Annotated in this window: 16 protein-coding genes; 6 read left to right on the forward strand and 10 right to left on the reverse strand. The window is 61.2% G+C overall.

Translation table 11 applies throughout. The features are described 5' to 3' along the window. Positions 1 to 55 precede the first annotated feature (55 nt). Positions 56 to 1,312 (reverse strand): D-amino acid dehydrogenase, encoded by a 1,257-nt coding sequence (locus AB9K34_RS12000; protein ID WP_369954667.1) that lies wholly within the window; start codon positions 1,310 to 1,312, stop codon positions 56 to 58. A 227-nt stretch (positions 1,313 to 1,539) separates the two neighbouring features. On the opposite strand from AB9K34_RS12000, the gene AB9K34_RS12005 reads away from it, so the two are divergent. The 3 genes from AB9K34_RS12005 (at position 1,540) to AB9K34_RS12015 (ending at position 4,691) form a co-directional block, all read left to right on the forward strand. After that, positions 1,540 to 2,556: a Fe(3+) ABC transporter substrate-binding protein gene (locus AB9K34_RS12005; protein WP_369954668.1), complete on the forward strand. Its 1,017-nt coding sequence runs from the start codon at positions 1,540 to 1,542 to the stop codon at positions 2,554 to 2,556. 256 nt (positions 2,557 to 2,812) lie between these two features. Then, a complete protein-coding gene (locus AB9K34_RS12010) occupies positions 2,813 to 3,706 on the forward strand; it encodes an FHA domain-containing protein (protein WP_369954669.1) in 894 nt (297 codons plus the stop codon). Positions 3,707 to 3,827: 121 nt separating this feature from the next. Further along, positions 3,828 to 4,691, forward strand: a complete 864-nt coding sequence (locus tag AB9K34_RS12015; protein WP_369954670.1) for a GTP-binding protein — start codon at positions 3,828 to 3,830, stop codon at positions 4,689 to 4,691. Between the two features lie 189 nt (positions 4,692 to 4,880). Here the strand turns inward: AB9K34_RS12015 and AB9K34_RS12020 are convergent, their stop codons facing one another. The 9 genes from AB9K34_RS12020 to AB9K34_RS12060 all read right to left on the reverse strand — a co-directional run bounded on the left by AB9K34_RS12020 (position 4,881) and on the right by AB9K34_RS12060 (position 15,520). Further along, positions 4,881 to 6,551 carry an ABC transporter permease gene (locus AB9K34_RS12020; RefSeq protein ID WP_369954671.1) on the reverse strand — a complete coding sequence of 557 codons (1,671 nt, stop codon included), beginning with the start codon at positions 6,549 to 6,551 and terminating at the stop codon, positions 4,881 to 4,883. Positions 6,552 to 6,657: 106 nt separating this feature from the next. Continuing rightward, positions 6,658 to 7,881 (reverse strand): phenylacetate--CoA ligase family protein, encoded by a 1,224-nt coding sequence (locus AB9K34_RS12025; RefSeq protein ID WP_369954672.1) that lies wholly within the window; start codon positions 7,879 to 7,881, stop codon positions 6,658 to 6,660. A 111-nt stretch (positions 7,882 to 7,992) separates the two neighbouring features. Beyond that, positions 7,993 to 8,829 carry an ABC transporter ATP-binding protein gene (locus AB9K34_RS12030; RefSeq protein WP_369954674.1) on the reverse strand — a complete coding sequence of 279 codons (837 nt, stop codon included), beginning with the start codon at positions 8,827 to 8,829 and terminating at the stop codon, positions 7,993 to 7,995. A 70-nt stretch (positions 8,830 to 8,899) separates the two neighbouring features. Then, positions 8,900 to 10,183: an ABC transporter substrate-binding protein gene (locus tag AB9K34_RS12035; protein ID WP_369954675.1), complete on the reverse strand. Its 1,284-nt coding sequence runs from the start codon at positions 10,181 to 10,183 to the stop codon at positions 8,900 to 8,902. A 93-nt stretch (positions 10,184 to 10,276) separates the two neighbouring features. Beyond that, entirely contained in the window at positions 10,277 to 11,353 is a 1,077-nt protein-coding gene (locus AB9K34_RS12040) for a branched-chain amino acid ABC transporter permease (RefSeq protein WP_369954676.1), read from the reverse strand. Between the two features lie 2 nt (positions 11,354 to 11,355). Continuing rightward, on the reverse strand, positions 11,356 to 11,613 hold the full coding sequence (locus tag AB9K34_RS12045; RefSeq protein ID WP_369954677.1) for a hypothetical protein: 258 nt from the start codon (positions 11,611 to 11,613) through the stop codon (positions 11,356 to 11,358). Between the two features lie 2 nt (positions 11,614 to 11,615). After that, positions 11,616 to 12,626: a branched-chain amino acid ABC transporter permease gene (locus tag AB9K34_RS12050; protein WP_369954678.1), complete on the reverse strand. Its 1,011-nt coding sequence runs from the start codon at positions 12,624 to 12,626 to the stop codon at positions 11,616 to 11,618. 29 nt (positions 12,627 to 12,655) lie between these two features. Next, entirely contained in the window at positions 12,656 to 13,474 is an 819-nt protein-coding gene (locus AB9K34_RS12055; protein ID WP_369954679.1) for an ABC transporter ATP-binding protein, read from the reverse strand. 72 nt (positions 13,475 to 13,546) lie between these two features. Beyond that, a complete protein-coding gene (locus AB9K34_RS12060; protein WP_369954680.1) occupies positions 13,547 to 15,520 on the reverse strand; it encodes an AMP-binding protein in 1,974 nt (657 codons plus the stop codon). Between the two features lie 210 nt (positions 15,521 to 15,730). On the opposite strand from AB9K34_RS12060, the gene AB9K34_RS12065 reads away from it, so the two are divergent. The 3 genes from AB9K34_RS12065 to AB9K34_RS12075 are packed head-to-tail and all read left to right on the forward strand — an operon-like array spanning position 15,731 to position 18,569. Continuing rightward, a complete protein-coding gene (locus tag AB9K34_RS12065) occupies positions 15,731 to 15,940 on the forward strand; it encodes a hypothetical protein (RefSeq protein ID WP_369954681.1) in 210 nt (69 codons plus the stop codon). A 59-nt stretch (positions 15,941 to 15,999) separates the two neighbouring features. Next, on the forward strand, positions 16,000 to 17,871 hold the full coding sequence (locus AB9K34_RS12070; protein WP_369954704.1) for a PAS-domain containing protein: 1,872 nt from the start codon (positions 16,000 to 16,002) through the stop codon (positions 17,869 to 17,871). Further along, the gene (locus AB9K34_RS12075) at positions 17,868 to 18,569 is read left to right on the forward strand and encodes a response regulator transcription factor (protein WP_369954682.1); all 702 of its coding nucleotides are present in this window, start codon (positions 17,868 to 17,870) and stop codon (positions 18,567 to 18,569) included. Before AB9K34_RS12070 ends, AB9K34_RS12075 begins: the two co-directional genes overlap by 4 nt. Positions 18,570 to 18,598: the final 29 nt, after the last annotated feature.

Genomic DNA, 18,598 nt, shown 5'->3' on the forward strand with positions numbered 1-18,598 from the left:
CCGATCAAATCGATGACCATTCCGGTCCGGTTTTCACGCACGCCACTACGGACGGTCAGCCATAGCGCGCCACAGTCAGGCCATCGAAGGAGATCTCTGGCGTCTTCCCGAGCACAACATCGGCGACCGCGCGCCCCGAACCGCAGGCCATGGTCCATCCCAGTGTTCCGTGACCGGTGTTCAGATACAGGTTGTCGAACTGCGTCGCGCCAAGAACCGGCGTTCCGTCCGGTGTCATCGGTCTCAGCCCGGTCCAGCCTTCGGCCTGTGATATATCGCCGCCCTTGGGGAACAAATCGCCGATAACATGCTTCACCGTGTCCGTCGCATGCGGGCCAAGCCGATTGCTGTAACCGGCAATTTCGGCGGTGCCCGCCACCCGGATACGATCGCCCAAACGGGTAATCGCAACCTTGTGGGTTTCATCCATGATCGTTGACTGCGGCGCCATTGCGTCATCGACCACAGGCAACGTGACAGAATATCCTTTGACCGGATAGACCGGCAGCCGGATGCCGAGCGGTTTCAGCAAGCCTGGCGCAAAGCTGCCCAGGGCGCAGACATATTTATCGCCGCTGATGCGCCCGGCAAGTTCGGTATCGACGCCCGCGATTCTGCCGTTTTCCACGGCGATGCCGCGAATTGACTGTCCATATTGAAACTGGACACCCAGTTCCGCCGCCTTTTCGGCAAGCGCAATCGTGAACATCCGGCAGTCCCCGGTCCGGTCCGCTGTCAAACGCAAACCACCGACAAACTTGTTGCGGACTTCGGCCAGCGCCGGCTCGGCCTCGATGCAGGCATCGCGGCCCAATACTTCGAACGGGCTGTCATATTCCGCGAGAATCTCCTGATCGGCGCGCGACGCCTTCATCTGCTTGGCGGTGCGAAACAGCTGCAGCGTCCCCTGCGCGCGGCCGTCATATTCGATCCCCGTTTCAGAAATGAGGTCGGGCATGACATCGCGGCTGTAGTTGGAAATCCGAACCATCCGGGACTTGTTGATGCGATAGCTTTCGTCGTTGCAGTTGCGCAGCATCTGCACGCACCATTTCCACATAGTCGGGCTGATCAGCGGCCAGATGAACAGCGGGCGGCGCTTCATGAACAGCCATTTGATGGCCTTGACCGGTATCCCCGGTGCCGCCCATGGCGATGTCATCCCGTATGACAACTCGCCCGCATTGGCATAGCTGGTCTCAAGCCCCGGCCCCGTCTGTCGATCAAGCACGACAACCTCGGCTCCCGCTCGCGCAAGATAATATGCGGTTGTCACCCCGATCACGCCCGCGCCCATCACGACAATTTTCATGCAACTACCTCGTCTGGATTATGCACGCGATGAGACCACAAAGCTCCGCTCTTACCAAACGGAAAGAATGGGTGGCACACCCCTTGAAATCGGCAAGGCTCCATTTCACGAGCTCCGTTTCCGAGTGTTTCACTCGGATTCCGGTTGCATCCCGCAAGATATCCTATAATTGACTAATTAAGTCGGAAACGTTCAGGACCCGACACCAACTGACAGGAATTTGCTTAATGCTGAAATCTTCCACCTGCATCACGGCCACCCTGCTGGTCACCCTGGCCAGCACAGCCAGCGCCGAAGGCGAATTGAACCTCTATTCCTCACGCCACTATGATACCGACGAGCGTCTGTATTCGGATTTCGAAGATGCCACCGGCATTACCATCAACCGTATCGAAGGCAAGGCAGACGAACTGATCGCCCGCATGCAGGCCGAAGGTGCCAATTCGCCTGCCGATGTTCTGTTGACGGTAGATACATCGCGGCTCCAGCGCGCCAAGGATGCCGGCGTGCTGCAATCAGTGGACAGCGAAGTGCTCGAAGCCCGCGTTCCCGGCTATCTTCAGGACGATGACAACCAGTGGTTCGGCTTTTCGCAGCGCGCGCGTATCATCTTTTATGACAAGGCAGATGTGAGCGAGCCGCCCTTGACCTATGCCGATCTGGCCGATCCCAAATACAAGGGCCTCGTTTGCATCCGCTCGTCGTCCAACCTCTATAACCAGACCCTGCTGGCCTCGGTCATCGCCCATTCCGGTGAAGAAGCGGCCAAAGCCTGGGCGCAGGGCGTGGTCGATAACATGGCCCGCGAACCGCAGGGCGGGGATACCGACCAGCTGCGCGGCATCGTTTCGGGGGAATGCGACATTTCGGTTGCAAACACCTATTACTTTGCCCGCGCGATCCGCAAGGACGTGGACGGCCTCTCTGCCGAGCGTGACATGATCGGCTGGGTATTCCCGTCACAGGATGCGGAAGGTGCCCATATGAACCTGTCCGGCGGCGGAGTCGCGGCCAACGCACCCAACCGCGAGAATGCGATCAAGTTCCTCGAATACCTCACGAGCGATCAGGCACAGCAGTATTTCTCGGCCGGCAATGACGAATATCCGGCGGTTCCGGGTGTGGGCCTCTCGCCTTCCATCGCGGCACTTGGCTTCTTCAAGCCCGACGATATCGACCCTTCGGTTGTCGCCGAAAACATCCCGGCCGCACAGCGAATCTTCAACGAAGTTAACTGGAAATAAGGGCAAACAACCCTAACGAGCAGCAGCGGGCGCAAAGGTCAACTTTGCGCCCGTTTTTTTGCGCGTATTTCAAATGAATCAGCCGGACAGTTGGATTATTTGATCAACATCTGCCAAAATTGAGGTATGGAAGTCCGGTATAAGTCCGGGGCGCGATTTGTGGCAGCATGCGCCAGTCATACGATTTCCATACCGACGTTGAAGTCACGGCGGGCGGCACCCGCAGAATTCTAGAATTGATCAGGATCCTTTTCAGATGCCTCTTGCTTGCGTTCTGATATCAGACATCACCGGCAGCACCCAATTGTACGAGACGGCAAGCAATCAGGTCGCGCTCGAACAGGTCAGCAAGGTGCTCGCACGGATGCGGCAGATCATCGAAGCCAGCGGCGGCAAATGCGTCAAATCGCAGGGAGACGATGTACTGAGTTTCTTTGACACCTCCGAACGGGCCTTTCAGGCTGCGTGGACGATGCTCAACGAAAGCTGGCCCGCCGGCCTGTCGGTACATATGGGCACCTATTTCGGCGAGATCCTCAACCACGAGAACGATATATACGGCAGCGCGGTGAATACCGCCGCGCGGCTTTCCTCGCTCGCGAAGCCCGGCGAGCTCCTTGTCGGGGACCGCGGTTATGATGACCTGTCACCCGAAAGCAAGGAGCGCATGCTCATGATCGGCGAGATCGGGTTGCGGGGCAAATCCGCGGCCACCCGCGTCTATTCCTGCTCGGTTACGGAACTGAGCGAACAAACCGTCATCTTTGGCGGCAGCGGCACCGAGCGCACGCCGGGAACCGAAATGGCCGATCTGCACCTGAATGGCCAGACATGGCAGATCAGTGAAGGTGAAACCCTGACGCTCGGACGATCTTCGGATTGCGACATCGTGTTGAAGCCGGCATGGGTATCGCGCAAGCACGCGGCGCTGTCGATCCGCCGCGGGCAGTTGGAATTCACCGACCACAGCAGTTCCGGAAGCCTTGTGCGCATGTCCGACGGCAGCGAAGTGTCGCTGCATCGGCGCGCCACGCTGCTGAACGGCAGCGGTGCGATCTATCTGGGTCCGCGTACCCATCTGGACGACGAATGCTGCATACGCTTTACCACGCACGACCTTGCCCTTACGCAACGCAGGCAGGCGGTCTGAACGGGAACCCCGGCGGCGAAATCCGGTTTTCCTTGGCCGCCCGCTGCGTTAGGGCTGGTGCAACAACGAGGAGAGCAACGCCAGTGACCGCCGCAGCAAAATCCGACAAGGTCAGGAAAAGATGACCGCACCCCTCCCCCTCACGATTGTCAGCGGATATCTCGGCGCGGGCAAGACGACGCTGATCAATCGGTTGCTGGCCGAAGACCACGGGATGCGACTGGCGGTCATCGTCAATGATTTCGGTTCGATCAATATCGACGAATCGCTCATCACGGCGCAGGGCGACGACATGATCGCGCTGACCAATGGCTGTGTCTGCTGCACCATCAGCGACGATCTCTTTTCCGCGCTTGGCTCCGTGCTGGATCGCACCGACCGACCCGATCATCTCATCATCGAAGCGAGCGGCATTGCCGATCCGGCCGCCATTGCAAGCACCGCGATCGCGGAACCCGAACTTGGCTATGCCGGAATCGTCACGCTGGTGGACGCGCAGAACATCGACAGCCTTCTGGAGGATACCTCTGTCGCGCCGCAGGTCGTGCAGCAGATTACCGCAGCCGACCTCGTCCTGCTGACCAAATCCGAGGCCGCCGATGCCGCCCTTGTTGACCGGCTTGCCGCCATCGGCGCGCGCGATCCCAGGGTTTTGGACGACACATCGCTTGCGCCGCTGCTGTTTGACATTCCACCGCGCGAACGCGGTATGTCGCAGCACGCTCATCCGGCCTATGCGCGCTGGAAACATGACAGCGACATGGTGATCAGCCGCAGGGACATGGGCGAAAAACTGGCCAACCGGCCGCACGGGCTTTACCGGCTCAAGGGATTTGTCCTGACGGACGATGGCGGCTACGAGGTGCATGTGGTGGGGCAATACGTCAAAGCCAACCGCGCCCGGACCGACCGCACGCGATTGGTCGCGCTCGGCCCCGCCGACCGCATCAGCCCGGATGACATCGAAGCCTGGTGGCGCGGGTAAAAGAGCGCGCTGCGCTGGCCCGCGAAAACACCCGGCAGGGCGTTCTCGAATACGATGTCAAAGGCCGCGTCGGCCTGCTCCTCGGGTCCAAAGATGACGGGACTGTAAAGACTTGCACCGGCCGCGCCCTGACGAACTGCGTGATAATCGGACAGCGCATTTCCTGATACGGGCTTGTCGTGTGGCAGGTCAGCGATTTCGCCCGACCTGCCGACAGATCAGGATCACCGGCAACAGCCCGACCGCGACAATCACCAGCGACGGGACAGCCGCGCCTTCCAGCCGCTCGTCGCTGGCAAGGCGATAGGCCTGAACCGCGAGTGTGTCATAGTTGAACGGGCGCATGATCAGTGTCGCGGGAAGCTCTTTCATCACGTCCACGAACACCACCAGAAGCGCCGTCAGCAGGCTGGGTGTCAGGATCGGCAGATGCACCCGCCGCAGCGTTCCCAACGGGGTTTCCCCCAGCGAGCGCGAGGCGGCATCCATGTTGGCGTGAACCGTGCTCTGGCCGCCCTCGTAGGCCCCCAGGGCTGCTGCCAGAAACCGGACCATATACGCCGCGACCAGCAGCCAGATGGAACCGGTGACAAGCAACCCGGTCGAGTATCCGAAGCTGGCCCGCATCCACGCATCCAGCGCATTGTCGAATGCTGCGAAGGGAACCATCAACCCGACCGCGATCACGCCACCGGGCACCGCATAGCCCAGGCGTGCGATATACCCGGTAACCGCCGAATTCCGACCCGGTCGGACGCGCTGATAGAATCCGATCACGATTGCAGCCATCAGCGTCACCACCGCCCCCGTCCCTGCCAGGGTGACCGAGTTGCGGATAAAACCGAGATAGCGACGACCGAACAAATCCTGTTCGCCATCGATGCCCATCGCGAACAACACCACCACCGGCAGCACACATCCCAGGATGACGGGAATCGCGCAGAGAATGATGGCGAGCGCAGAGCGCCAGCCGCGCAATTGCGCGGGTTCCATGGCCATCTGCCGCTTGCCGGTTTCGTGATACTTTGCCCGGCCCCGTTGTAACCGCTCCGTCACCGCGAGCAGCAGCGCAAAGCTCAGCAGGCACAAGGCAAGCTGCGCGGCTGCGGCGCGGTCCGCCATCGAAAACCAGCTGGTGTAAATCCCGGTTGCAAAGGTCTGGACGCTGAAATAGGCGACGGTGCCGAAATCGGCGATGGTTTCCATCACCGCCAGCAAGACGCCGCCCGCGATGGCCGGCCGTGCCATCGGCAGGCTGACCGTCCAGAATGCCGCCCATGCGCTCTTGCCAAGCGTGCGCGCAGCAAGAAACGCGGCCGAGCTTTGTTGCAGGAACGCCGCGCGGGCCAGCAGGTAGACATAGGGATAAAGCACCAGAACCAGCATTGCCGCCGCGCCCCAGAGCGAACGAATCTCGGGAAACCAGTAATCGCGCGGCCCCCAGCCGGTCACGTCCCGCAAGGTGGTCTGCACGATCCCCGGATGATCCAGCAGGTAGGTATAGGCATAGGCAAGCACATAGGCCGGAAAGGCCAGCGGCAGCACCAGCATGATCTCGAGCACGCGCACACCGGGAAAACGCGTCATCGTCACCAGCCAGGCCGCGCCGACGCCGATGGCAAAGGTGCCGAGCGACACCAGCGCCACCAGCGCAAGTGTCGTACCCGTATAGCGCGGCAGCACGGTCTCGATCAGATGAACGACCGTTTCGGTACCCCCGGTCACGGCCGCAAGCACAACTGCAAGCATCGGCAGCAGGCAGATCGCCGCGATGATACAGGCAATGCCCGCCAGAACCCCGGCCCCACCCTGTCTGCGTCGCCGCTTGCCGTTCACGGCCAGCTGGATGGCTTCGGACATGATGGAATTGCCTTTTACCTGAGGTGACAGAAACAGGGGAGCGGATGCCCCGCCCCCCCCTTATTCGGTCAATTGCAGCGAATTTTCCAGCCCGAAACCGCAGGGATCAATCGTAACTGCGCTGATCCTCGATCACCAGTCCGTCCTTGGGCAGGCTGTCGGGCGAAACCACCTCGATGGCGCCCTTGAGCTTCAGCACATCGGCGACCGTTCTGGCATAGGCGGCCGCGTCGCCGCCCGTGGCCTCGATCCGCACGGTCATCGCGTCCATTTCGCCCTCGCGGCTGGCAATCACCCGCGCCCTGACGATTTCGTCATGCCGGGAGACCAGCGCGGCAACCTGTTCCGGGCGGATGAACATGCCCTTGATCTTGGTGGTCTGGTCCGCGCGCCCCATCCACCCCTTGATACGCATATTGGTGCGGCCACAGGGCGATTGACCCTCCATGACCGCGCTCAGATCGCCGGTGGCAAACCGGATCAGCGGATAATCCGGGTTCAGCGTGGTCACCACCACCTCGCCCACTTCGCCCGGTGCAACCGGGGTGCCGGTGCCGGGGGTGACGATTTCGACAATCACATGCTCATCGACAATCATCCCCTCCATCGCCGCGCTTTCATAGGCGATATTGCCCAGATCCGCCGTGCCATAGGATTGCAGGCAGGCGATGCCGCGATCCGCGTATTCCGTGCGCAGGCTGGGAAACAACGCGCCGCCGCCGACCGTCGCCTTAGTGATGCCCAGGGTCACACCCATGCAGTCGGCTTTGTCCAGGATGACCTTGAGGTAATCCGGTGTGCCCGCATAGGCGGTGGTGCCGACGTCCCGCGCCGCTGTCACCTGCAACTCGGTCTGGCCGGTGCCCGCCGGCAGAACCGCAGCCCCCACAGCGCGTGCGCCACTTTCAAAGAGCATACCCGCCGGGGTCAGGTGATAGCCGAAACAGTTCTGAACGATGTCGCCCTTGCCGATGCCCACCGCATGCAGCACGCGGCCGAACCGCCACCAGTCGTGATCGACACCGCCGGGTTCATAGATCGGCCCGGGCGATTGAAAGACATGGGCAAAGCCCGAAGCGGGTTTCGCCGTATAGCCGCCAAAGGGCGGATTTGCCGATTGCGCCTTGCCCAGCTCGGACTTGCGCAGCACCCGCAGGTTGGCCAGCGCGGCGGCATCGGTGATCGTATTGGCGTCGACCTCGGCCAGTGAAGCGGCATAACCTTCGAGCGCCTGGGCGCGAGCGATCTGCAACGGCAAGGCACGGGCCAGATCGGCAGCGCGTTGGTCACTGCTGCGGGTTTCAAGCTCGTCGTAGAATGATGGTGACATTTCGCCCTCGTGTCCTCTGACGTTAAGTGCGGGTCGGCGGACGTAACCACGCCAATAGAAGACCTGCGACAAAGATGGGAAGATGCGGCAGCATGACCGTCAGCCTCGCCATCAGCTCAGCCAACGCTTGCGGCGGCGATAGCTGCGCACGTCGCGGAACGACTTGCGGCCCTCGTCGGACATGCCAAGGTAGAATTCCTTGACGTCCGGATTTTCGCGCAGTTCGGCGGCTGGGCCATCCATCACGACGCGGCCGGATTCAAGGATATATCCGTAATGCGCAAACCGCAGCGCCACGTTGGTGTTCTGTTCGGCCAGAAGAAAGGACACCCCCTCCTTTTCGTTCAGGTCCTTGACGATGCCAAAGATCTCTTCCACCAGTTGCGGCGCCAGACCCATGCTGGGCTCATCCAGCAGGATCGTCTCGGGCTTGGACATCAGCGCACGGCCGATCGCGACCATCTGCTGCTCGCCGCCCGACGTATAGCCCGCCTGGCTGCGGCGGCGCTCGCGCAGGCGCGGGAAATACTCATAGACCTTTTCAAGGTCGGCCATCATATCGCCCCGCCCGGCATTGCGGGTATAGAAACCGGTCAGCAGGTTTTCCTCGACCGTCAGATGCTCAAAGCAGTGACGCCCTTCCATCACCTGGATCACGCCGCGCGTGACCAGTTCCGCGGGGTCGAGATCCTGCACCCGGTCGCCGCGATAGACGATGGAACCCTTGGTCACTTCGCCACGCTCGGAATGCAAGAGATTGCTGACCGCCTTGAGCGTGGTGGTCTTGCCCGCGCCATTGCCCCCCAACAGCGCGGTTATCCCGCCTTTGGGTACGCTCAGGCTGACGCCCTTGAGCACCAGAATCACGTGATTGTAGATCACTTCGATATTGTTGACGTCCAGCAGGGTCTCGGCCTGCACATCAGTGGTATTGGCAGCGTCCAGCATGGGGGTGTCTTTCCGGCAAATTCTGTGAATGTCCCGGCGGCGATCAGGGCCGCCGCCGGGCGCGTTGCGTTTATTCGCAGTTCGATGCGACGTTGTTTTCAGCAGCAAAGGCAGCCGAGTCTTCGTCGATCAGCGGCTGGATCACTTCCTGGTCGGATTGCACGAATTCGGTGATCAGCTTCCACTCCTTGGCGCTGGCGTCCCACTGCGTCACAGCGACGAAACCGTTGCCGCCATGATTCTGGCAGGTCACCTTGAATTCCGGCCCAAAGTTGGGCAGGCCAAGTGCCACCATTTTCTCTTCGGTGATCTCCAGAGCCTCCATTCCGTCGCGCATCTGGCCCGGCGTGATCGCCGAGGTGCCGTGAATTTCCTGCGCAGTCTTGGCGGCTTCTGCGACCAGCATCGCGGCATACATTCCGCGGTTGTAGAGAACCGTGCCTACCTGATCGCCCGCGCCGGCGGTCTTGCCGGTATCGATGACGTACGTCTTGAGGTCGTCATACAAGGGATAGTCGCTGCCGACATTGTGGAAGGTCAGGGCCTTGTAGCCATCCGCCGCGTCGCCTGCGGGCAACACGTCATTCTCGGAACCGGACCACCAGATGCCGATGAACTTGTCCATCGGGAACCGGATGTTGGCCGCTTCCTGGATCGCCACCTGGTTCATGACGCCCCAGCCATACATGATCACGTAATCCGGGCGGTCACGCCGTATCTGCAACCACTGGGATTTCTGCTCCTGCCCCGGGTGATCGACCGGCAAAAGGCTCAGTTCATAGCCATGTTTCTCGGACAGTTCCTCGAGCGTGCGGATCGGTTCCTTGCCATATGCCGAATTGTGATAGACCAGCGCGATCTTCTTGCCGCTCAGATCACCACCTTCCTGATCCAGCATGTACTTGATGGCAACCGAAGCCCCATCCCAGTAGTTGGCCGGGAAGTTGAACACATGGCTGAACACGTCACCGTTCTTGGCCGAAGTACGTCCCAGACCCGACGTCAGCATCGGGATGTCATCCGCCGTGACCTTGGGGATCAGCTGATAGGTGATCCCGGTCGAGAGCGGCTGGTAAACCAGTCCGCCGCCGTCCTTGAGGGATTCATAGCATTCGACACCCTTTTCGGTGTTATAGGCGGTTTCGCATTCCGGCACCTGGATCATTTCGCCGCCAATGCCGCCGTCGCGCTCGTTCAGGAGCGTGAAATAGTCGGCATACCCGTCCGCGAACGGGATACCGCCGGCCGCGTAAGGCCCCGTGCGATAGCTCAGCGACGGAAACACCAGATCCGCCAGCGCCGGACCGGCCGCGAGAACGGCACCAAGCGCGAGTGTTGTCAGTTTCATTTTCATCGGGTTTATCCCTCCCTTTGGTTTTGTCCGATGTCGCAAGTCCGCGTTTGTCGCGGGTCGTATGATGGCGGACCGTGGCCCGCCGGCCCTACCCTAATGCGGGAAGGGCCATAGTCTCAGTTTTTCCTTGGCCAGACGCCACAACTGGGCAAGCCCGTGGGGTTCGACGATGAGGAAAAAGATGATCAGACCACCGACGATGACCAGCTGGAAATGCGCCACGATATCCGTGGGCCAGCCCAGCATGTCCACGCCCAGCACCTTGAGCGCGACTGGAAGAAGCACGAGGAACGCCGCCCCGGCAAAACAGCCAAAGATCGATCCCAGGCCACCGATGATGATCATGAACAGCACCAGGAACGATTTCTGGATGCTGAACGCCTCGCCAACCTCAACCGCGCCCAGGTAAACCGAAAAGAACAGTGCCCCGGCAACCCCGACAAAGAAAGAGGACACGGCAAAAGCCGACAGCTTGGCCCGAAGCGGGTTCACCCCGATGATTTCGGCGGCGATGTCCATGTCGCGGATCGCCATCCAGCTGCGCCCGACCGTGCCACGTGTCAGGTTGCGCGCAACCAGAGCCGAGATGACACAGAACACGAGGCAGAAGAGATATGTGGTCGAGGCCGCCGCGTTCGGACCGGTCACTTCGAAACCGAACACGGTGCGTTCCGGCGCGTTGATCTGCCCCGAGGCCGAGTAGTTGTAGAACCACGGAACCTTGTTGAAGAGCCACAGCAGAAAGAACTGCGCGGCCAGCGTCGCCACCGCCAGATAGAACCCCTTGATACGCAAGCTGGGCAGCCCGAACAGCACACCGACCAGCGCGGTGATGCCCCCGGCCAGGATCACGTGGACAAACATGCTGACCTCGGGAAAGGCGGTCATCAGCTTGTAGCAGGCATAGGCCCCCACCGCCATGAAGCCCCCGGTGCCCAGCGACACCTGCCCGCAATATCCGGTCAGGATGTTCAGCCCGATCGCCGCGATAGCATAGATCAGGAACGGCAGCAGGATCGCGTTGGCCCAGTAATCGTTGATGATGAACGGGACAACGAGAAAGGCAAAGGCCAGCACCACGTAATAGCGGTAGCGGTCGAATTTGATCGGAAAGGTCTGACTGTCCGAGGTATAGGTGGTGTGAAAATCACCGGCTTCACGATAGAACATGCTCAGATCGTCCCCTTGGCATGGGCGCGGTTACGCATTTCGGCGTCCAGCTGATTGGATTTGCGTGCATAGCCGCTGACTTCGGCCGAGCGCACGAGTTTCATGTAGGCGATGATCCCGGTGACCAGCCCGCCACACGCCAGCAGGGCGGCAATCACCAGTTGCCGGTCGGTCAGCCCCTCGGCGGCCAGCGCAAGATAGCCGAACGCCCAGAACCCGGACCATGCAATGACATTGATGATGGCGATCAACTTGGTCATGGTCACACCCGCTCGATGATCTTCTCACCGAACAGTCCCTGCGGACGGAACACGAGGAACACCAGCGCCAGCACATAGGCGAACCAGTTCTCGGTCGCGCCACCCAGGAAGGGCGCGCCGATGGCGAATTCAAAGAGCTTTTCGCCGACCCCGATGATCAATCCGCCGACGATGGCCCCGGGGATCGAGGTGAACCCACCCAGCATCAGCACCGGCAACGCCTTGAGCGCGATCAGCGAGAGGCTGAACTGCACACCCGACTTGGCGCCCCACATGATGCCGGCAACCAGCGCCACGAACCCGGCCAGCGACCAGACCAGCACCCAGATGAAGTTCAGCGAAATACCCACCGACAATGCGGCCTGGTGATCATCCGCCACGGCACGCAGGGCGCGGCCCTGCTTGGTGTACTGGCTGAACGCGATCAGCGCCACAACCAGGATCGCCGCCACGATGGTCGCCGTGATGTCCAGATTGTCGATAAAGAAGCCATAGCCGAACCACTCATAAGTCACGGCATCGATCGTCTCGTTGATACCCTGCGGCAGGCACCCCGACTCGCCGAACAGACAGATGTTCAGCGTCTTGATTTCAGAGCCCCACATCAGGTCGGCCACACCTTCGAGGAAATAGGCCAGCCCGATGGTCGCCATGAACAGGATGATCGGCTCCTGACCCACAAGGTGGCGGAACACGAACCGTTGCACGCACCACGCCAGCAGGACCATCACGCAGACGGTCAGCGCAATCGCCAGCAATGCCGGCACGGTCCAGCCGAAGTAATGCAGATCGGTGCCGAATGTCGCGTTGATCAGGTGCGAGAACGGCACCTGCCCGTTCATGATTCCCACCAGCGTCATCGCCGCAAAGAGCGCCATGACCCCCTGGGCAAAGTTGAAGATGCCACTGGCCTTGTAGATCAGCACGAACCCCAACGCGACCAGGGCATAGAGCACCCCCGCCATCAAACCGTTGAGGGTGACCTCCAATGCGAAAACGAATTGGTCAGACATATGCTTGCCCCTCTGTCGCTGCTGCCCGCTCAGTCATGTTCCACCCCCAGGTATGCATCGATCACCTCCTGGTTGCTGCGCACCTCGTCCGGCGTGCCGTCGCCGATCTTCTTGCCATAATCCATCACCACCACGCGGTCGGACAGGTCCATGACCACACCCATATCGTGTTCGATCAGGGCGATGGTGGTGCCGAATTCATCGTTGACGTCGAGGATAAAGCGGCTCATGTCCTCTTTTTCCTCGACATTCATCCCCGCCATCGGCTCGTCGAGCAGCAGCAGCTTGGGCTCGGCGGCCAGCGCACGGGCCAGCTCGACCCGCTTCTTCAACCCGTAAGGCAATCGCGACACCGGTGTCTTGCGGATCGCCTGGATTTCCAGGAAGTCGATGATCTTTTCCGCGATTTCACGGTTCGCGGTCTCTTCGGTCTCGGCGCGCCCTTTCCACAGGGCCTGCGAGAACATCCCCGTCTTCATGTGGGTCAGCCGGCCGGTCATCACATTGTCCAGCACACTCATTCCCTCGAACAGGGCGATGTTCTGAAAGGTCCGCGCGATTCCCTGGCGGGCCACCTCATAGGGCTTCATCTGCGGGCGCGGCTCGCCGCGAAACCAGACCTCGCCCTCCTGCGGCACGTAGAAACCGGACATCACGTTCAGCATCGAAGACTTGCCTGCGCCATTCGGCCCGATGATGGCACGTATTTCGCCTTCGCGAATGTCGAAACTGATATCGGTGATCGCCTTTACCCCGCCAAAGCGCAGGGTGATGTTCTTCATCTCCATCACCACGCCGCCGATCTTGCGGCCATCCGCGGTGGTGTATCCTTCGGACGCATCAAGCATCGGATTCTCCTTTCCTTCGACGGGACGGTGGGCGGGGCGATGACCGCAGGTCGAGCGCCGTCTCCCCGGACCTCATTCCGCAGCCACTTTCTGCGGCACCACCGGAACGACTCTGGCGTCGCGTATCTCAAGCGTCGCCCTGATGCTGCCCTTGCGCCCGTCCTCGTATGTCACCTCCGTCACCGTGCTGACCTTCGGGGACCCGTCATAGAGTGCCGCCACGATATCCGCGTATTTTTCCTCGACGATGCGGCGGCGCACCTTGCGGGTGCGGGTCAGTTCGCCATCGTCGGCATCCAGTTCCTTGTGCAGCACCACGAACCGGTGGACCTGGCATCCCGACAGCATCGGGTCCTCGGCCACCGACCGGTTCACCTCTTCCACATGGCTCTGGATCGTATCCATCACCTGCGGATGCGCGGCGAGTTCCTGATAGGACGCATAGGCGACATTGTTGCGCTCGGCCCAGTTGCCCACCGCCGTCAGGTCGATATTGATGAACGCCGTGCACTGCTCGCGCCCGTTGCCGAACACCACCGCTTCCAACACGTTCGGATAGAACTTGAGCTTGTTTTCCACATATTTCGGCGCGAACAGGCTGCCATCGGCCATCTTGCCCACATCCTTTGCCCGGTCGATGATGCGCAGATGCCCGGTCTCCTCTTCGATGAAACCGGCATCGCCCGTCGCAACCCAGCCCTCCGGATCCTTGGTATCCGCAGTACTTTCGGCATTCTTGTAATATTCCACGAAAACGCCGGGGCTGCGATAGAACACCTCACCGCTGTCGGCGATCCTGATCTCGACCCCCGGGCATGGGACCCCCACCGTGTCGGACCGCACCTCACCGTCGGGCTGCGCGGTGATGAACACCGTCGCTTCGGTCTGCCCATAAAGCTGTTTCAGGTTGATGCCCAGACTGCGGTAGAAATCGAAAATCTCGGGGCCGATGGCCTCGCCGGCAGTATAGCCGACCCGCACCCGCGAAAAGCCAAGCGTGTTTTTCAACGGACCATAGACCAGCATGTCGCCGATGCGGTACTTGAGCTTGTCCGCCGCGCTCACCGGTTTGCCATCCAGTATCGCCGGACCGACCTTGCGCGCATGTGCCATGTAGTGATCGAACATCTTGCGCTTCATCGCACCGGCATCTTCCATCCGGATCATCACGTTGGTCAACTGCGTCTCGAACACCCGTGGCGGTGCGAAGTAATAGGTCGGACCGATCTCGCGCAGGTCGGTCATCATCGTGTCCGCGCTTTCCGGGCAATTCACACAGAAACCGCACCAATAGGCCTGACCGATGGAAAAGATGAAATCGCCAACCCATGCCATGGGCAGATAGGCGAGAATTTCGTCATCCTGCCGCAACTTGTCGAAATCCGACGACGCTTTGGCGGTCTCGATGACATTGCGGTTGGACAGGACCACGCCTTTCGGCTTGCCAGTCGTGCCAGAGGTATAAAGCATCACGCAAGTGGTGTCGTAATCGGGCTTCTCGCGCCGACGCTCGAGTTCGGCGGACAATTCATCGCGCGCGGCGCGGCCCTGATCCTGGACATGGGAATACTGGTGCAGATGCGTGTGGTCATATTTGCGCATTCCGCGCGGATCCAGATAGATCATGTGCTCGAACTGGTGCAGTTGCTCCTGCACCTCGATCACCTTGTCGACCTGCTCCTGATCCCCGACGATCACGAAACGCGCGCCGCAATGCCCGAGCACATAGGCCATTTCCTCGGCGTTGGCGTCCTGATAGAGCGGCACCGGAATCGCACCCACCATCTGCGCCGCAACCATCGACCAATACAGATAGGGCCGGTTGCGTCCGATGATGGCGATGAAATCCCCCTCGTTCACGCCCATGTTGATCAACCCGAGCGCAAGCGCCTCGATTTCCGCGGCGGTCTCTGCCCAGGTCCAGCTTTGCCAGATGCCGAATTCCTTTTCCCGATACGCGGGACGTGAACCGTATTCGGTTGCATTGCGATGAAGCAGCGCCGGAATGGATTGCAATCCTCCGGCGCCTGTCAGCGACTGAGCCAAGTCTTATTCCTCCCACAACCGGCTGTCTGGCCGGCCCCTGATTGTTTTTTCTTGCGACCTCGTCGCTTCCAATCTGGCGCGACACTCGTCGGCAAGTTTTTCCTGATGATTTCGCAAATCTTTCGAATTGTAACAGGCCCCGGTGACCGGCTTGACATTCCGCTGCGCCAGCCGGGAAATGTTCGCGAAACAGGGCGAGGAAAAGTGGAAATGACGCGACCGGTCGCCAAGGTCTGGTTCGGGGTCGGCTCGCCCCGTTCCTGTCTGAGCGCGCTGCGGGTGTCGATATCGCCCGGCGCCCGTGTGGTGCGGCATCTGCGCAGGCGCGTGGCATCGCGGATCTTGCGACACTGGCCGAATGCGCCCGCGTTGCCGGATTGCCAGACGCCTTGGACTGGGCCGGTCGGCGTGGTTAAATGATCCGGCGCAGCCGCAAGGAGACCAAGGCCATTCCCGCCCCTGCCGACCAGACCAAGGCGATGACGACCGTCGGGCTGAACCTGATTGCCCAGGCCCTCTCGATCTATGACAGCGACCTGCGGCTCGCGGTTTGCAACAGCCGGTTCCAGGAAATGTTCGATCTGCCCGATCATCTGGTTCAGACCGGCGCCCGCTTTGACGACACCATCCGACATATGGCGAGCAAGGGCGAATACGGCACCGAAGAGGATGTCGAAACCGCGGTGCGTCAGCGGGTCGAGCAGGCGCGGGCCTTTGTACCGCATTATGTCGAACGCGTGCGCCCCAACGGCCAGACCATATCCATCGAAGGTTCACCGCTGCCTCAGGGGGGATGGGTCACGGTCTACACGGATATCTCCCGTGCCAAGCGGTCCGAAGCCTTATTGCGCGCCCGTTCCGAAGAGTTGAGCGACCAGGTGCTGACCCATGCCGAAGACCTCGCCGCGACCAACCGCGAACTGGCTGCGACGATCACCGCGCTGGAAGAAGCAAAACGCCAGTTGACAGAGATCGAAGCGCGAACGCGGCTCACCACCGAAATGATGCCCGCCCACATCGCGCATGTGGACCACCGGGGGCTCTACACCTATTCCAATCGCCGCCTGTCCAGCGTCATGCCCGGCCGCCCCCAGGACATCGTGGGGATGCACATTGCCGATGCCCTGGGCGCATCGGCCTTCGAACGAATCGCACCACATCTGACCGCCGCCTATGCCGGTGAAAGTCCGGTGTTCGAATTTACCGAAAACCACAGCGCCCGGCGTATCCGCGTGGCCTTTACCCCGGACGGCACCGGCGGGGTCTATATCCTGTCGATGGATGTCACCGGCGAGACCCAGGCCCGGGTCGCGCTGCAGCAATCGCACAGGCGTGCCCTCGCCGCGCAGATGACCCGCGGACTTGCCCATGACTTTTCCAATCTGCTGACCATCATCCTGGGAATGCAGTCCAGACTCGCCCGGATGACCCTGCCCCCCGACGCCAACGACCTCGTGTCCGCAACCCAATCGGCGGCACGACGCGGCGGGCGCCTGCTCAACCGGCTTGCCGACATGACCAGCGGGCGAACCCTGCGACCCAAGGCGACCGACATGCATGTGTTGCTCTCTGATCTCAAGCTCCTGGCGACCCCGAGCATGCCGCAGGCCATGGGCCTGACCGTTCTCGACCACATGCCCGATGAACTCCTGCTGCTGGATGCCGGTCTGTTGCAGGATTCGCTGCTCAATCTCATCCTGAACGCGCGGGATGCGTGCGGCGCCGCCGGCCAGATCACCATCAGCGCCCATTGCATCGACCAGACCTGGATCGAAATCACGGTATCCGATACCGGTCCGGGCTTTTCGGCTGATGCGCTGGACAAGGCGCTGGACCCTTTCTTCACGACCAAGGGCGGCGAAGGCAGCGGCCTTGGCCTGCCGATGGTCTATGACATGACCAAACTGGCCGGTGGCGACCTACAACTTGGCAACACGATCACGGGGGCCAGCGTCACATTGCGTCTGCCCTATCGCGCCGCCCCGACCACCAGCGGCGGACTGACCCTTTTGGTCGAGGACAGCGAGGCGCTGCGCGCCACCTTTCGCGACATGCTGATCGACCTCGGACATGCAGTGATCGAGGCCACCTCGGTTGACGAAGCCGCGGCGCTGATTGCGGATGTTGAAGACATTTCACTGGTTCTGTCCGACATCAACCTGAGTGGAAGTGGTACGGGGCTTGATCTTGTTGAGCGGCTGGACGGCGGCAAGTTGCCCTGTGTCCTGATGACCTCGCTCCCTGCAGACGACCCTTTGCATGTGGCGGCGCTCGCGGTTGCACCGGTCCTGCACAAACCGTTTTCCGCCGCCCAGCTCGCGGCACTGATCAAGCCGGAGGCTGCCGCATGAGCGAACCCTTTGTCACGATACTCGATGACGAGCCCGAGATCCGGCGGATGCTGGGCGAGGTTCTGAGCGAGGCGGGTTTTCGCACCCAGAGCTTTGCGCGCGCCCGCGAATTCGAGGCATCGCTGAAACATGCCACTCCGGATGTCTGCCTCGTCGATCTGTCGCTGCCGGATACCGACGGGCTGGCCCTTGTGCATCGGCTGGCGCTGGAACAGGGCGCATCGGTGATCATCATTTCCGGCCGCGCCCAGGTGCAGGACCGCGTTGCGGGTCTGGAACTGGGGGCCGACGATTACATCACCAAACCGTTCGACCCCGCCGAGGTCGTGGCGCGCATCCGCGCCCGCCTGCGCAGCAACCGCGCCACACCCCCGACAGGAAACACCGCGTATTTCAACGGCTGGATCGCGCATTTCGAACGCTACGCGCTGGAAGATGCGGCGGGCCGGGAAACCACGTTTTCCCACGCCGAGGCCGAGGTTTTGCGCCTGTTTCTGGACAGCCCCAAGCGCCTGATCAGCCGCGCGCAGATGCAGGAAAGCCTTGGCGGTGCTGCGGGCGAAAGTTTTGACCGGGCGATGGATGTGCGCATCTCGCGGCTGCGCACAAAGCTCGGCGAAGACCCCAAGAACCCCCGCCTGATCAAGACGATCTATGGTGCCGGCTACATATTTCTGGGCGACGTCACCTGGAGTTGAAACACAGGGATTTTGGCTCTTGCCGGGCA

The organism is Sedimentitalea sp. XS_ASV28, assembly GCF_041224545.1.
GTDB lineage: Bacteria > Pseudomonadota > Alphaproteobacteria > Rhodobacterales > Rhodobacteraceae > Sedimentitalea.

Bases quoted from the DNA above. Each gene is read 5' to 3' on its own strand.
- AB9K34_RS12025 (WP_369954672.1), bottom strand. From the start codon at position 7,881: ATGTCACCATCATTCTACGACGAGCTTGAAACCCGCAGCAGTGACCAA.
- AB9K34_RS12050 (WP_369954678.1), bottom strand. From the start codon at position 12,626: ATGTCTGACCAATTCGTTTTCGCATTGGAGGTCACCCTCAACGGTTTG.
- AB9K34_RS12075 (WP_369954682.1), top strand. From the start codon at position 17,868: ATGAGCGAACCCTTTGTCACGATACTCGATGACGAGCCCGAGATCCGG.
- AB9K34_RS12055 (WP_369954679.1), bottom strand. From the start codon at position 13,474: ATGCTTGATGCGTCCGAAGGATACACCACCGCGGATGGCCGCAAGATC.
- AB9K34_RS12030 (WP_369954674.1), bottom strand. From the start codon at position 8,829: ATGCTGGACGCTGCCAATACCACTGATGTGCAGGCCGAGACCCTGCTG.
- AB9K34_RS12070 (WP_369954704.1), top strand. From the start codon at position 16,000: ATGACGACCGTCGGGCTGAACCTGATTGCCCAGGCCCTCTCGATCTAT.
- AB9K34_RS12010 (WP_369954669.1), top strand. From the start codon at position 2,813: ATGCCTCTTGCTTGCGTTCTGATATCAGACATCACCGGCAGCACCCAA.
- AB9K34_RS12020 (WP_369954671.1), bottom strand. From the start codon at position 6,551: ATGTCCGAAGCCATCCAGCTGGCCGTGAACGGCAAGCGGCGACGCAGA.
- AB9K34_RS12000 (WP_369954667.1), bottom strand. From the start codon at position 1,312: ATGAAAATTGTCGTGATGGGCGCGGGCGTGATCGGGGTGACAACCGCA.
- AB9K34_RS12040 (WP_369954676.1), bottom strand. From the start codon at position 11,353: ATGTTCTATCGTGAAGCCGGTGATTTTCACACCACCTATACCTCGGAC.
- AB9K34_RS12035 (WP_369954675.1), bottom strand. From the start codon at position 10,183: ATGAAAATGAAACTGACAACACTCGCGCTTGGTGCCGTTCTCGCGGCC.
- AB9K34_RS12015 (WP_369954670.1), top strand. From the start codon at position 3,828: ATGACCGCACCCCTCCCCCTCACGATTGTCAGCGGATATCTCGGCGCG.
- AB9K34_RS12045 (WP_369954677.1), bottom strand. From the start codon at position 11,613: ATGACCAAGTTGATCGCCATCATCAATGTCATTGCATGGTCCGGGTTC.
- AB9K34_RS12005 (WP_369954668.1), top strand. From the start codon at position 1,540: ATGCTGAAATCTTCCACCTGCATCACGGCCACCCTGCTGGTCACCCTG.
- AB9K34_RS12065 (WP_369954681.1), top strand. From the start codon at position 15,731: ATGACGCGACCGGTCGCCAAGGTCTGGTTCGGGGTCGGCTCGCCCCGT.